Source organism: Aeromonas sp. 604176, from assembly GCF_049170755.1.
GTDB lineage: Bacteria > Pseudomonadota > Gammaproteobacteria > Enterobacterales > Aeromonadaceae > Aeromonas > Aeromonas veronii_A.
On the sequence record NZ_JAAKNE010000011.1, the window covers coordinates 20141 to 35442 of the forward strand.

The following is a 15302-nucleotide window of genomic DNA, read 5'->3' on the forward strand; positions in this document are numbered from 1 at the left end:
TACGCTCCGCGGCCCCAGTCAAAGCTGGCATCGGACACTGCCGTTATGGCTCAGAAGTGTCCCCCCTGGCGGCCAGCGCCTCATCTACCTGCTGATCCCGCTGCCCGGTCATGCTGGCGTGACGGGCGATCAGGTGGTAGGTGGCGGGCACCACCAGCAGGGTAACCAGAGTCGCCAGGGAGAGACCGAAGAAGACCACGGTCCCCACCGCCATCCGGCTCTCGTAGCCAGCCCCCATGGAGAGCATCAGCGGCACAGCGCCGATGATGGCGGTGAGCGAGGTCATCAAGATCGGCCGCAGACGGCGCACCGAACCCGCGATGATCGCCTCTTCGAATCCTTCACCGCGCTGACGCAACTGGTTGATGAACTCGACGATGAGAATACCGTTCTTGGTCACCATGCCGATCAGCATGATCATCCCGATCTGGCTGTAGATGCTCATCTCCTGCCCCGTCAACCAGAGGCCAAGTAGACCGCCGAAGATGCCGAGCGGCACCGTCATCATCACCACAGTCGGGGTGAGGGTGCTCTCGAACTGGGCCACCAGCACCAGATAGACCACCAGCAGGGCGAGGCCGAAGACCATCGCCATCTCCCCCTGATTGTCGCGGTAATCCTTGGAGTCACCGGCGTAATCCACCGTCATACCGCTCGGCAGATGCTCGTTGGCCCAGCCATCGAGGAAGTCGAGCGCCTCGCCCAGAGTGTGATCCGGTGCCACATCGGCGGTCAGGGTCACCGCCTTCTGGCGCTGATAGTGGTTGAGGCGATTGGCGGTCGCCACCTGCTTGACGGTCGCCAGGGTCGAGAGGCTCACCATCTCGCCATTGGCCGCTTTCAGGTAGATGCGGCCGAGATCCGAGATGCCGTTGAACTCCTTCTGGTTGGCGCGCAGATAGACGTCATACTCCTCGCCCCTGTCCACATAGGTGGTCTTGCTCACCCCGCCCAACATCGCCTGCAGGGTGCTGGCAACGGTGGAGACCGGTATGCCGAGCTGGCTGGCGCTGTCGCGCGAGACGGTCACCTGCAGCTCAGGAGTCTTCTCGGCGTAGTCGAGATCCGGGCTTATCATCAGGCCACTGGCCTGCGCTGCTTTTTGCAGCTCTAGCCCCTGCTGGTAGAGCTCGGCATAGTCGTTGCCCTGCAGCACGAACTGCACCGCAGCGGTAGAGCCGCCACGGAAGCCTGGCTGGAAGGTGCGGATCATCACATCGGGAATAACCGACAGCTTGGCCCCGAGCGAGCGGGAAAACTCGGTGGCGGTCACATCACGCTCGGCCCAGTCGGTGAGCTGGATGATCACCATGCCGGTCTGATCGCCGCCACGGCCAAAGGCGGGGGTACTGAAGCTCATCGCCTTGACCACCCCCTGGCCCAGCATCGGCATGATGGTCGATTCCACCTGCTGCATGTTGCGCTTCATCCGCTCGATGCTGGTCCCCTCCGCCCCCTTGACGAAGACGAAGACCACACCGCGATCCTCGGTCGGGGTGAGACTGCTAGGCAGCTGGGTAAAGAGGGCACCGATACCGGCCAGACAGAGCAGCAGCGCCAGCGGCATCCAGCGCGAGCGACGCAGCAGCCCCTGCAGCAGATGACGATAGTGCCCCTCCATCCGGCCCAAAGCGCGATCGAGGGCCGCCGTCAGCCGGTTCGGCTTGTCGAGCGGGCGCATCAGCCAGGAGCCCATGGCTGGCGTGAGGGTCAGCGCCACCAGCGAGGAGCAGAGCACCGCCAACGAAAGCAACATCGCAAACTCGGTAAAGAGCCTGCCCACCATGCCATCCATAAAAGCAATGGGGATAAAGACCATTACCAGCACCGCCGTGGTGGCGATGACCGCAAAGCCCACCTCGCGGGTGCCGTGCCAGGCCGCCAGCAGGGGTGACTCACCCCGCTGCAGATGGTGGTGAATGTTCTCCACCACCACGATGGCATCATCCACCACCAGACCGATGGCGAGGATCAGCGCCAGCAAGGTGATGAGGTTGATGGAAAAACCGAGATACCAGGCGCCGATAAAGGCGGAGATGAGCGACACTGGTACCGTGATGGCAGGAATGAGGGTGGTGCGCCCCTGCCCGAGGAACAGATAGAGCACCGCCACCACCAGCACGGCGCAGATGGCCAATGTTTCATATACCTCGTCGATGGCCTGCTTGATAAAGATGGTGGAGTCGTAGTCAACCTCCAGCTTGGCCCCCTCCGGCAGAAAGCGCTGCATCTCCACCAGCTTCTTCTCAACCCCCTGTGCCACCGCCAGCGGGTTGGCGGTGGACTGGGCGACGATGCCGATACCTAGACTCTCCTTACCATTGCGCTGGTAGGCACTGTCTTCGTTCTTGGCTCCCACCTCCACATCGGCAATATCGGCCAGATAGACACTCTGACCGTTGGTCGCAGTACGGACCTGCAACTGCTGGAAATCTTCGGCGGTGTGGTAGAGCCGGGCAATCTGCACCGACATGGTCATGGAGTTGTTGCGGATCTCGCCACCCGGCAGCTCGATGTTCTCGCGCTTGAGGGCATCCTGCACATCCGCCACCGTCACGCCGCGGGCCGCCATATCGGCCGGCCTCAACCGCACATACATCACCTGGGTCAGATCGCCGGAGAGCGCCACTTCACTCACCCCATCCACCAGGCTCAAGGGGTCGACCAGCACCCGGTTAGCGTAGTCGGTCATGGCGGTGCGATCCATCTGGCTGCTGCTGAAGTTGAGCCAGACCGCCACGTCACCGCTGCCGCTATCCTTGGTCACCAGCGGTTCGTCGGCATCCTCCGGCAGCTTGCTCTTGGCGCGAGTCAGGGCGTCGCGCACATCGGAGACCCCCTCCACCATGTTCCAGCCAAGCTTGAACTCCACCGTGATCATCGAGCGCCCCTTGCGAGTCACCGAGTTGATATTCTTGATACCGCTGATGCCGGAGAGCTGATCCTCGATGGGCTTGGTGACCTGACTCTCCATCACTGCGGGAGCCGCGCCCTCATAGGTGGTGGTGATGGAGACCGACGGGATCTGCACATCCGGCATCTCCCGCACCGTCAATTTGCTAAAAGCGACCAGACCGAACACGCTGAGCAGGGCACTGAGCACCACCGCCACCAGCGGTCGGCGTACTGAGATATCGGAGAGCCACATCAGCCATTTACCTCCGCCAGATCGTGCACCTTGGCACCATCACGCAAGTTGACCAGCCCCTCGACCACGATGCGATCGCCGACTTTCAGCCCCTCGGTAACCCAGACAGTCTCACCCTCGGTCTCGCCGAGCACCACTGGCACCCGCTTGACCCGGCCATCGGCCTCAAGGCGATAGACGAAACGCTGCTCGCCGGCGTACTCCACCGACTGGGCAGGGATCAGAGTGAGCTGGCGGGAAGGGAGCAAGAGCTCCACGTTGAGCAGCATGCCCGGGCGCAACTGGCCGTTATTATTGGGTAACTCGACCCTCGCCTTGATGTTCTGGGTCTCGTTGGAGATACGGCTATCGAGGGTGGTGAGGGTGCCGTTAAAGCGCTGATCCGGCCAGGCTGCGCTGGTCGCTGTCACCGCCATGCCGGGGCGCAGCAGGGAAAGGTAGCGCTCCGGCACTGCCAGATCGAGGCGCAGGGTGTCGATATCGTCGAGGTGCAACAGGGTATCGCCGCTATTGACCAGGGCCCCTTCGCTCAAATCAATCAGGCTCACGGTACCGGCAAAGGGAGCGGTGAGAGTGCGCTGGGAGAGTTCGTAACGGGCGGCATCGACCCGCGCCTGCACCTGATCAACGGTGGCCTCCTGCCCCTCCAACACCGACTGGGTGACGGCTCCACGGGCGACCAGCTTGCGCATCTCGGTCAGCTTGCGATTCTCGTCGCGCAGACTGGCACTCTGCTCGGCCAGCTCCGCCTGTTGCTTGCCCGCATCCAGCGCGACCAGCGTATCGCCCTTGTTGACCTGCTGACCCGACTGCACCGCAATCTTGACCAGGCGCCCGGTCACCTCGGGAGTGATCACCACCGAGTGGTTGGCCGCCAGTTTACCTACCAGCTTGAGAGTCGGCTCGGCCAGACTCTGCTTGACGGTCTGGGTACGAATATTTATCTCGCGGGAAGGGGCTTTGGCTGCTGGTTGCAAGTGGCCAACCGCCCACCAGATGGCCGCTACCAGAGAGAGCAGGCCGAGGCCAATCCAGATACGCATTTTCATCAAACAATCCATGAAGTGTTAAGAAGGGGAAATCTGAGTGGGGGCCATTTTAGCCCCAGACTATGCCGTGACTATGTATAAATGTGACAAAACGTAACAGGTGCATGGTGAACTCACCCGGTTTCAGGTAGTTCAGTTTGTTTTCACACCACATCGCATACACTAACGACAATTTCCTTCGCAACCCGACTGACTGCCTATGCCCAACATGTCTGGCCACCGTTTTCTCACACGCCTGACCTGGCTCCTGTTCGCCGTGGTCATCCTGCTGATTGGTTTGACTTTGTGGCAAAGCCTGAAACAGATTGAACGCCTCTATCAAAGCGATACCCTCAACAGTGCCATCTACCTGCGGGATCGGTTCAAACGGACCGAAGTATTTCTGGAGGCGATGCGCGGGCAGGCTGAGGAGCGACTGCGCAGCGACCCCCAGTCGGTGCTCACCCGCCAGCTCTATCGCTATATCGAGACGCTGCCAGAGGGGCTGGCTCTCGACAAGCTCCCCGGTGATTTGCCGGCCGGACTGGCAGGCAACCTCACCGGTGATGGCCCGCTGCCGCCCCCCGGCAGCGAGCGTGAGGCACGCATTCATCTGGCCCTGAGCCTCTCCCCCTTGCTTGCCACCGCCAGCCAGCGCCTTGGCAACGAGATCGCCTGGGTCTACTTCACCGGTGTGGACAACTTTATCTATCTCTACCCTTGGCAACCCTCCAGCCGGTTTCGCTTTTATCCCACCATCTACCAGAAGAGCTTCTGGCAAGATGCGCTGCACAGCACCAATCCGGACAAGAAGACCGTTCTCTCGCGCCCCTATGAGGACTTTATCGGGCGCGGCCCCATGGTCACCATGTCCCAGCCCCTCTACAAAGAGGGAACTCTGGTGGGAATGATCAACATGGATGTGCTGCTCGCCCGCCTGCAGCAGCAGCTCGATCAGATGACCCCGGCGCTGGGGGAATATCTGCTGCTCAATCAGTACCACCAGGTGCTGGCCAGCAGCGCGCGCCAACCCGTGGCGCCGCAAAACACCGAACCGACCGGCGAATATCAATGGCGGCAAGGCACATTGCAGCTGACCATGGCGATACCTGATACCCCGTTGCGGCTGGTGCACAGCGTGACCCTGCTACCGCTGGTGTGGGCCATGCTCTGCCAGTCCGCGCCGACCCTGCTCGCCATCCTCTTTATGCTGCTGGCCGTCCTCTCCAACCTGAGATCCCATCGCCTCAACGAGCGGCTCAACTACCTCTCCTGCCACGATGCCCTTACCGGCGCTTTCAACCGCCACTATGTGGTGCTACTGGAGCAGGCGGGAGAGCTGGCCCGGCTGCAAGCGGGGATCCTGATGTTCGATGCGGATCACTTCAAACGGGTCAATGACAACTTCGGCCATGCCGTGGGGGATATGGTGCTAATCCGGCTGGTGCAGATCTGCCAGCAGCAGCTTGGGCCCACTGATCGCCTGATCCGCTGGGGGGGTGAAGAGTTTCTGCTGCTGATTGGCCGCAGTAACGCCGCACAGATCGGCGAACTGGCGGAGCGGCTGAGAAAGGCGGTGGCAGATCACGACTGGGCCGCCATCGAGCCCGAGCTGGAGGTCACCATCAGTCTCGGCTATCTGCCCCACCAGGAGAACCTTCCCCTGCACGAAGCGGTACGCCGCGCCGATGTGGCGCTCTATCAGGCCAAGGCCAACGGTCGCAACCGCAGCGAAAGATGGCAGGATGACGCCTCCTGACTCTCGGAGTAAGCTGAGCCCTCAACCCCTTTTTTGGAGGACTGTCGTGCCACGTAAACCCCGCGTAGGGCTCGCTCTCGGGAGCGGCGCAGCCAGAGGATGGGCCCATATCGGCGTCATCCGCGCCCTTGAACGTCTCGGCATCAAACCGGATTTGATCGCTGGCTGCTCCATCGGCAGCTTTGTCGGTGCCGCCTATGCCGCCGGAGAACTGGATCGGCTGGAAACCTGGGTGCGCGGCTTTACCCGCCTGCAGGTGGTCAGCCTGCTCGACCCGGCCCTCTCCGGCGGTCTGTTTCGCGGCGAAAAGGTGTTTGGTCTTGCCGCCAGCCATCTGGGGGATCCCGATCTCGAGAGCCTGCCCATCCCCTTCGCCTGCATCGCCACCGAGCTCGATACCGGCCGCGAGATCTGGCTGCAACAAGGCCCGCTGCGCCAGTCGGTGCGCGCCTCCTGCGGTATGCCGGGGATCCTAACCCCGACCCGGATCAACGACCGCTGGCTGGTCGATGGCGCCGTGGTCAATCCGGTGCCCATCTCGCTGGCCCGCGCCATGGGGGCCGAGGTGGTGATTGCGGTCAACCTCAACACCGATATGCACCAACCCTGGACCGACGAGCCGGATCAACCCGGCAGCGGCGGTCTGCTCAGCCAGTGGCTCAATCGCGGAGAATCCGCGCCAGCCACCCCGGGTCTGTGGAGCGTGATGAGTGGCTCCATCAACATCATGCAGGAGCGGATCACCCGCGCCCGGATGGCCGGTGACCCACCGGAGATCCAGCTCTGCCCGCGCCTTGGCAGCTTCTCCATCATGGATTTTCATCGCGCCAGCGATGCCATCAACGAGGGGGAAGCCTGTGTCGAGCGCAACCTCGATCAGCTCAAGGATGAACTGGGCCGCCTCGGGTTGCTGGGCAATTAGTTGTCGACATGCTGCGGTTTACAAATGAAAAAAAGCGCCATTCGGCGCTTTTTTTTCAACTCACTTACCCGGTCACTCCTTACGGTAGAAGAGCAACCCGAGCAGAATCACCCCCACAGAGACCAGCAGATAGAGTCCCAGACTGGGATTGGTGATACCGCCATACAGAATGATGAGTGCCCCCAAAGTGGCGCAGGTCGGGATCACAAACCGCTTTATCCGGCCCAACTCGGTAAAGGTGCGCATGTACCAGACATAGAGGAACAGATAGAGGCCATAAATCAGCACGATCGGCATCTCGTCCAGGGCGATGTAACGACCGAATGTCTCGTTGATGCTGCTGTACCACAGCACTGAGTAGATCACCGACAACAACGCTGCCGCGAGGGCCGAGTTGATTGGCATGTGGTGATGCGGTTCGATACGGCTCATCCACTTGGGGGCTGGCCCCTGATTGCGGATCGCCAGCGAGTAGGGAATGCGCATGGTCGCCAACACCAGACCATTGAGGGTGCCGAGGCAGGAGATAATCACGAACACGGTCAAAATGGTCGAGGCAGTCCCGCCAAACAGGCTGGTTGTCGCGAGATTTACCGCGTTATCCCCTTGCACCACTATCTCGTCCGTCGGCAAGACGCTGGCGATCCCCAGAAAATAGGTGACATAGACCACAAAGACTATCAGGGTGCCAATCACCAGCGCTCTGGGCAGATTCTTCTTGGAATCGCGAATTTCGCTGTTGATGGTCACAGCGGCAATCCACCCCTCATAAGCGAAGGCGGTGGCAACCACGGCCGTGGCCAGCGTGCCTCCGGTGCTTCCTATCCCATCCATTGCCTGCACAAAGTTGGTCACGGTGACACCATTGAGCAAGCCTGAAATGGTGCCCACAATGGCAACCAGGATTAGCGGGATCAACTTGATCAGGGTAGAACCCACTTGCAGCTTGCCCGCCAGGACCGGGGTATAAAAGTTGATCAGATAGGTGACCGTCATATAGACAGCCGCCAGTATCCAGGTCGCACCAGAGTTGGTCGGATTATCACTACCGAGCAAGATCATGGTGTAAAGAGCGGCGACCCAGGCAAGGATGGCGGAAAGAGGGGCGTAATAGAGTACGCCTTTGAACCACCCCACCAGATAACCAAACATTTTGCCGTATGCCGCTTCGGCATAATCGACGATACCGTTGGACTTTTCGATCCGCTGGGCAAACTCGGCAAACACCAGCGCGCCGAAGATCATCGAAAATGCCCCCAGCGCCCATGCCAGCAGCGCAATGGCCAGATTACCGCCAGTCAGACGCAGTACATCATCGGCCTTGAAGAAGACACCGGAGCCGATCACCACGCCGACCACCATCGCAATGGCAGTCATCAGGCCATAGCGTTTATCCAACTCATTACTGCTCATACCCATACTCCATACCGATTGCTCATATCATCCTGAATGTAATAGTGTTCAGGTGGCCAGATACCACCAGGGGGCCCACTTTTCGGGGCCGCTTATTCTCGTTGGCCTGCATGGGTAATTCAAAGCGTGTTAGATCAAAATATCGATCGACAACCCAAAAAAAAATACCGCCCGAAGGCGGCATTTCTATTCACATCGATGATCACGCCTTGGCGAGGTCATCCGGGCCAATCTGGCCGATTTCGGCGACTTTCTTGTCTGCCAGCAGCCAGAGGGTGAACTTGTGCAGATCCGGGTGGTGCGCCAGGGCAACCAGGAAGGCGCCCCCAACTTCACGGTAACCCAGCTCGTAGTTTTTCAGGGTTGTGGGGGGAACACCGAGCAAATCAGCAAACTTCGGACGGCTCAAACCGACCGCTTCACGGATCTGACGGATCTTCTTGCCAACAGTGACGATATTTGAATTCATAATGTTCCATACTCCGTTTGACGGATTAAATCCGTCTTTATTTTTCGCGACGACTCGTAGTCAAGTGTATCAGTTTTGTACGGACTCGTTATGGTCGAGCCTCTATCTTTATGAGCGCCTTTCGGCGACAACCCTTATCTTCAACGGGGGATGGTAATCGCTCAGCCGCCTCAGGTAAACAGTCTCGAAAAGAAACCTTTATTGTGGCCCCCCCAATAACTCGTATAATCCGCCGGATACCCATTAAGAGGAATAAGTATGGCGTTTCCCGGCATTATCTCTCGCCTGCACCCCGTATCCAGCACAGAAGAACTGGCACAACAGCGCCTGCAAGGTGAACAATATCGCGCCGAAGCATTCTGGCTTCCGGCCTTGATGTCCAGCCACGCCAGCGAGCTGTTGGCCGCCCTGCCGGAGAGCTGCAGCCTGTTTCTTGAACAGGAATCGCATAACCTACCCTTGCGCAGCCACGATGGTGCCCTGCATAACAATGAAGAGCTCACCACGGTAAATGGCCAGTCTATTGCGCTGGCAACTACCCCGGGTGATGGTGGTCTGGTGCCCGAATCGGGCATGTGCGAGATGGCCGACTGGCTGGAGGCGGGACACCGCCACTTCATCTGTTCAGCTGCGGTTCAGCCTGTGGCTCGCGCCATCCTCAACATCTGGCCCCTGGATCCCTATCTGGCCCGCCACTACCTGATGGCGTTTACTCCCCTGCTGAAAAGTGCAACGGAAGCAGACTACCTCGAGGTGTTCACTGCCAGAGTAAATCCTGCCAACCCGCACTCCGACTGGGTTCAGGCCTATATGAAACTGGAAAAAAAACTGCACAGGGCCTATCTGGATCACTAATTAATCTGGATAAACAGCCATTTAAGGTCACGACACAATTTGCCACAAGGCTCATTTGTGAGCTTGATCATGTTTTAAAATCGGCATAGAGTGCGCCTCGTCATCGGAATGACATCAGTTGCCTGGCAGTGGTTTCTCACGCATTGCGTGCCATGCCAGCGCACTCGACACACCAGGAGAGTGTGCAACCCGGTTATACCGGGTCATCTGCCAGACTCGACGCCAGCCGTACGGCGGAGCCTGCAGCTTACATAAATTACAAAGTGTGAAGCACGTGAATAACGTGCGATCTCAACGAGGATTTTTTTATGATGAAAATGGCTCCTTCCATGATCGCCATCGCCATGGCTGCTCTGGGTGCTACCGCTGCTCACGCCGCTGACGACATCTACTTCGGTGCCGGTGTCGGTGCTACTCACTTCAACGGCCTGAACAAGCTGGAAAGCACCAATGTAGGCCAGGAAGACGCGGCTGCCGCCAACGCCTTCATGGGTTACAACTTCACCGAAAACTTCGGTACCGAACTGGGCTACCAGTACACCGGTCGTGGCAACACCGACGGCAACCGTTACGAGAGCCAGGGTGCCACCCTGTCCGGTATCGCCCGTATGCCGGTTGGCAACGACTTCTCCCTGTTCGCTGAAGGCGGCGCCTACTGGGGTCACACCGACGGCCTGGGCACCAGCGACACTAAAGTTTCCCCGCTGGCTGGCGCCGGTGTGACCTACAAGGTAAATGACGCGCTGGATCTGCAAGCTCGTTACCGCTACATGTGGGACGTGGCTGACCTGCACGCCAACGGTGAGCGTTACAAGGCCAACCAGAGCATCGCTACTCTGGAAGCGGTATACCACCCGTTCCGCAATTCCTACGTAGCTCCGGTAGCTGCCCCGGTTGTTGAAGAAGCACCGGCTCCTGCTCCGCAAGTTGTAGAGAAGAACTTCGCACTGAACTCAGACGTGCTGTTTGCCTTTGGCAAAGAGACTCTGAAGCCGGAAGGCGTTGCAGCCCTGAATGCGCTGTACCAGCAGATCGTTGAGTTCCAGCCGAAAGATGGCAACGCTGTTGTTGTTGGTTACACCGACCGTATCGGTTCCGACGCGTACAACCAGAAGCTGTCTGAAGCCCGTGCCCGTACCGTTGCCAACTTCCTGGTGAGCAAAGGTATGGCTGCCAGCAAGGTTGCCATCGAAGGTCGTGGCGAAGCCAACCCGGTTACCGGCACCAAGTGCAACGGTATCACCGCTAAAGCTCAGCTGATCTCCTGCCTGGCTCCGGATCGTCGCGTAGAAGTTCGCGTATCTGGCGTACAAGAAGTTCAGCAATAATCTGACCTCGTTCAGATAATGCAAAAGAAAGGGATGCTGCGGCATCCCTTTTTGTTTGCCTCATTCTCGCTTGCATCATCCCTCACTCCCGCCTCCCTACCCTTGCCTGCCCCGCCCCGAAAGCATAAAGTAGTTGCGCCTGTAAGGTATTGGATAAGCACTAAAAAGCGCTTCTTGTCCGGTCTGTTGTCCATGACGCCAATGCATCATGAGAGTCCAAAGCCTTCGCTATCCACTTTGCTGGCGATTTTTCGCAGCAATAAAAACAAGTGCATTGCCCGACATGGGCTAACACAACGAGGATAAACCGATGAAACTCAAAATGGCTCCTACCCTGATTGCACTGGCGCTGGCCGCCGCAGGCACCACAGCTCAGGCTGCCGATGACTGGTACACCGGTGTTGGTGCAGGCTGGGCATATGCCCACGGTCTGGATGATTTTGGCAAAGACACTGACAAAGACGCCACTGCGCTGAGCCTGTTCGGCGGTTACAACTTCAACGACTACTACGCAGCTGAACTGGGCTACCTCTACGCCGGTAAAGCGGGCGTTGACGGTGCCGATTTCAAAACCCAGGGGGCCACCCTGTCCGGTATCGCCCGCCTGCCGCTGGGCGACATCTTCTCGGTGTTTGCTGAAGGCGGTGCCTACTTCAATCACGTCAACGGCAATGGCAACAGCGACAACGGCACTGCGCCACTGGCCGGTCTGGGGGTGACAGCCAAGCTCTCCGACCTTATCGATGTGCAAGCCCGCTACCGCTACATGTGGAGTCTGGGTGACGAGCAGAAGACCTGGGAGAGCGACATGAGCGTCGCAACCCTGGAGCTGGTGATGCACCCGAACCGCACCACTTACGTGGCCCCCGCTCCGGCACCAGCACCCGAGCCAACCCCAGAGCCTGTGGTGGTTGACAAGAACTTCGCCCTGAGCTCTGACGTGCTGTTTGCCTTTGGCAAATCCACCCTCAAGCCAGAAGGTGTCGCAGCGCTCAACACCCTGTATCAGCAGATCGTCGACGTACAGCCAAAAGATGGCAGTGCCGTGGTCGTCGGTTACACCGACCGTATCGGCACTGACGCCTACAACCAGAAACTCTCCGAAGCACGCGCCCGTACCGTAGCCGACTTCCTGGTTGGCAAGGGCCTGCCGGCTGGCAAAGTTGCCATCGAAGGCCGCGGTGAAGCCAATCCGGTCACAGGCACCCAGTGCAACAGCGTCAAGGGCAAGGCTCAGCTGATCTCCTGCCTGGCGCCGGATCGCCGCGTTGAAGTGCGCGTCACCGGTGTGCAACAAGTCACACAATAATCCTGATCACCTGGATAAGCAGGAGGCCATATGGCCTCCTTTTTATTGTCTTCCATGCCGCCCACCTCAGGCTATCTTTCCTCTTCCCGCATGGTTTCAGTGACATAGGTTCACTTATGGCCGCAATCCACACCTCTTGAGTGGTTAAATACAACCTGTCACCTATACATAAGTGTGGGGTTTGACCAACAAGCAGCCCCACTAAACCACACATCGACGAGGATACGCGATGAACATAAGATTAAAACCTGTGTGGATTGCACTGGCATTGGCGAGCACAGGCGCACAAGCGGTACCGGTCCATGACTGGTATGCCGGGATAGGCGGTGGCTGGGCGATAGCCCACGATCTGAATGATTTCAGCCAGGATGTCAGCAAGGATGCGACTGCGCTCTCCCTGTTTGGCGGCTACAACTTCACGGAGAACCTGGGCGCCGAAATTGGTTACCTCTCCACAGGTGACTGGGATATCAGCGGTCATGAGTTCAACAGCAAGGGAGCTACCCTGTCTGTGATTGGTCGTTTGCCGCTCAGCGAGATGTTCTCGGTGTTTGCCGAGGGTGGTGGCTATATCTATCACGTTGAATCGATCAATGGCGGGGACGACAACCTGGCACCGTTGGCAGGTCTGGGAGTGACGGCCCGGCTCCATGACTGGGTCGATCTCCAGGCCAGGTATCGTTATCTGGTCAGGGTCGGCGATGATCCTGACAATGACAAGGCAAACAGCGGCACCCAGCGTTGGGTCAGCGACATCAGCACAGCAACCCTGGAAGTAGTGATCCATCCCAATCGCAGCCAGCCGACAGAGCCGGCTCCCACGCCCGCACCGGTCGTGGTCCCCCCGCCACCGGCCGAACCGGAGGTGGTAGATCAGACCTTCAACCTCAGTTCCGATGTGTTGTTCGCCTTTGGCAAAGCGGACCTAAAACCGGAGGGGATGAGCGCGCTGGACGCTCTCTACCAGCAGATCGTCGACGTGCAGCCCAAGGATGGCAGTGCAGTCGTGATGGGGTATACCGACCGTATCGGCTCGGATGCCAACAATCAGAGGTTGTCAGAAGCTCGGGCCCAAACCGTTGCCGACTTTCTGATCAGCAAGGGATTGCCTGCCGACAAGGTGAGCATCCAGGGCAATGGCGCGAGTAATCCGGTCACCGGCAGTCAGTGTGATGCCATCAAGGCGAAGGCGGCGCTCATCGACTGCCTTGGGCCGGATCGCCGGGTCGAGGTGCGCGTCACCGGCGTACAGGGCGGCAGCGAGTAGTTCATCTTGAGGCGATAACCATGTCAGACGTGCAGTAAAAAGGGATGCCGAGGCATCCCTTTTGCTTTGCCACTTCCCGCAGAAATCAGAACGAGGTGCGACGGTAGCGGCGATATTCCGGATGCCAGAAGTTGGCGTCGATGGCCTGATCGATCACCTCGTCCGGGGTCTGCACCGCCTTGCCCTGCAGCATGGCGGTCTTGGCCACCATCTTGGCGATGTAGCGGGAGACCTGATGGATATCCGCCAGATCCGGCAGCAGCGAGCCCTCCTCCCCTTTCACCAGCGGCGAACACTCCGCCAGCGCGCGGCTGGCCGACATCAGCATGGCGTCGGTCACCCGGGTGGCGCCGGAGGCGATGACGCCAAGGCCGATCCCCGGGAAGATGAAGGAGTTGTTGCACTGGGCGATGACGTAGCGCTTGCCCTTGAACTCCACCGGTGCAAACGGGCTGCCGGTGGCCACCAGCGCCTGACCGTCAGTCCAGCGGATGAGATCGGCAGGGGTTGCCTCGACCCGTGAGGTGGGGTTGGAGAGCGGGAAGATGATGGGACGGGCACAGTGCTTGTGCATGGTCTTGACCACCTCTTCGGTAAACAGCCCCGGCTGACCGGAGACCCCGATCAGGATGTCTGGGCGACCGTGCTCCATCACCTCCAGCAGGGAAATATTGTCCCCCACCGGCCAGTCTTTGATCCGCTCCACCGGTTGGGAGAGACGGCGCTGGAAGTCGAGCTGGTTGGGGATCTTGTCGGTGATAAGACCGAAGCGGTCCACCATAAATACCCGGCTGCGGGCCTGGGCATCGGTCAGCCCTTCGGCCTTCATCTGCGCCACGATCTGCTCGGCGATACCGCAACCGGCGCTGCCCGCCCCGAGGAAGGCAACCCGCTTCTCGGAGAGCTTGGCGCCGGAGGCCTTGCAGGCGGCGATCAGGCTGCCCAGGGTCACGGCAGCAGTACCCTGAATATCGTCGTTGAAGCAGCAGAGCTCGTTCTTGTAGCGGTTGAGCAGTGGCATGGCGTTGTTCTGGGCGAAATCCTCGAACTGCAGCAGGATGTCGGGCCAGCGGCGCTTGACCGCCTGAATGAAGGCATCGACAAACTCGGCGTACTCATCCCCCGAGATACGCGGATTGCGCCACCCCATATAGAAGGGGTCATTGAGCAGTTGCTGGTTGTTGGTGCCGACATCCAGTACCACCGGCAGGCAGTAGGCGGGCGATATGCCACCACAGGCGGTGTAGAGGGAGAGCTTGCCGATGGGAATGCCCATGCCGCCGATCCCCTGATCACCCAGACCCAGGATCCGTTCGCCATCGGTCACCACGATCACTTTGACGTTCTGCTTGGTGGCGTTTTGCAGCATGTCATCGATCCTGTCCTTGTCCGGATAGGAGATAAACAGGCCACGGGCGCGGCGATAGATGTTGGAGAACTCCTCGCACGCCTTGCCCACCGTCGGGGTGTAGATGATGGGCAGCATCTCGGTCAGGTGGTTGTGCAGCAGACGGTAGAACAGTGTCTCGTTGGTATCCTGGATGTTGCGCAGATAGATGTGCTTGTCCATGTCGTTGCCAAACGCCATGAACTGGCGATAGGCGCGCTCGGCCTGCTCTTCGATGGTCTCGATATTCTGGGGCAACAGACCTTCGAGGTTGAAGTTGCTGCGCTCTTCGCTGGTGAAGGCGCTGCCCTTGTTGAGCAAGGGGGTCTCCAGCAGGGCGGGACCGGCGTAGGGAATGTAGAGAGGACGTTTCTGGTTATTATCTTCAAACATGGATCTTGGTACCTAAACGGTTAG

General features: G+C 59.3%; 11 protein-coding genes. 6 read left to right on the forward strand and 5 right to left on the reverse strand.

Annotation, left to right across the window (positions count from 1 at the left end; genetic code table 11):
* Positions 1 to 43: 43 nt before the first annotated feature.
* Both G5358_RS03405 and G5358_RS03410 read right to left on the reverse strand, forming a co-directional pair.
* Positions 44 to 3148: an efflux RND transporter permease subunit gene (locus tag G5358_RS03405; protein WP_421323612.1), complete on the reverse strand. Its 3105-nt coding sequence runs from the start codon at positions 3146 to 3148 to the stop codon at positions 44 to 46.
* Positions 3148 to 4197, reverse strand: a complete 1050-nt coding sequence (locus G5358_RS03410) for an efflux RND transporter periplasmic adaptor subunit (protein ID WP_216951819.1) — start codon at positions 4195 to 4197, stop codon at positions 3148 to 3150. The genes G5358_RS03405 and G5358_RS03410 overlap by 1 nt, the downstream gene beginning before the upstream one ends.
* A gap of 199 nt (positions 4198 to 4396) precedes the next feature.
* On the opposite strand from G5358_RS03410, the gene G5358_RS03415 reads away from it, so the two are divergent.
* Positions 4397 to 5935 carry a sensor domain-containing diguanylate cyclase gene (locus tag G5358_RS03415; RefSeq protein ID WP_421323613.1) on the forward strand — a complete coding sequence of 513 codons (1539 nt, stop codon included), beginning with the start codon at positions 4397 to 4399 and terminating at the stop codon, positions 5933 to 5935.
* A gap of 46 nt (positions 5936 to 5981) precedes the next feature.
* Positions 5982 to 6857, forward strand: a complete 876-nt coding sequence (locus G5358_RS03420; RefSeq protein WP_139459998.1) for a patatin-like phospholipase family protein — start codon at positions 5982 to 5984, stop codon at positions 6855 to 6857.
* 72 nt (positions 6858 to 6929) lie between these two features.
* On the opposite strand, the gene G5358_RS03425 is transcribed toward G5358_RS03420, so the two are convergent.
* Positions 6930 to 8270: an APC family permease gene (locus G5358_RS03425; protein ID WP_421323614.1), complete on the reverse strand. Its 1341-nt coding sequence runs from the start codon at positions 8268 to 8270 to the stop codon at positions 6930 to 6932.
* Positions 8271 to 8472: 202 nt separating this feature from the next.
* Complete coding sequence (locus G5358_RS03430; RefSeq protein WP_005338367.1) at positions 8473 to 8739, reverse strand: helix-turn-helix domain-containing protein; 267 nt, start codon at positions 8737 to 8739, stop codon at positions 8473 to 8475.
* 258 nt (positions 8740 to 8997) lie between these two features.
* Here G5358_RS03430 and G5358_RS03435 point away from each other — a divergent pair, with 258 nt between their 5' ends.
* The 4 genes from G5358_RS03435 (at position 8998) to G5358_RS03450 (ending at position 13498) form a co-directional block, all read left to right on the forward strand.
* The gene (locus tag G5358_RS03435) at positions 8998 to 9594 is read left to right on the forward strand and encodes a hypothetical protein (RefSeq protein WP_216951822.1); all 597 of its coding nucleotides are present in this window, start codon (positions 8998 to 9000) and stop codon (positions 9592 to 9594) included.
* Between the two features lie 308 nt (positions 9595 to 9902).
* Complete coding sequence (gene ompA / locus G5358_RS03440) at positions 9903 to 10922, forward strand: porin OmpA (RefSeq protein WP_216951823.1); 1020 nt, start codon at positions 9903 to 9905, stop codon at positions 10920 to 10922.
* Between the two features lie 310 nt (positions 10923 to 11232).
* On the forward strand, positions 11233 to 12231 hold the full coding sequence (ompA, locus tag G5358_RS03445) for a porin OmpA (RefSeq protein ID WP_216951824.1): 999 nt from the start codon (positions 11233 to 11235) through the stop codon (positions 12229 to 12231).
* Positions 12232 to 12460: 229 nt separating this feature from the next.
* Positions 12461 to 13498, forward strand: a complete 1038-nt coding sequence (locus G5358_RS03450; RefSeq protein WP_421323615.1) for an OmpA family protein — start codon at positions 12461 to 12463, stop codon at positions 13496 to 13498.
* Positions 13499 to 13583: 85 nt separating this feature from the next.
* Here G5358_RS03450 and G5358_RS03455 read toward each other — a convergent pair whose 3' ends face one another.
* Entirely contained in the window at positions 13584 to 15278 is a 1695-nt protein-coding gene (locus G5358_RS03455) for an NAD-dependent malic enzyme (RefSeq protein WP_421323616.1), read from the reverse strand.
* Positions 15279 to 15302 lie beyond the last annotated feature (24 nt).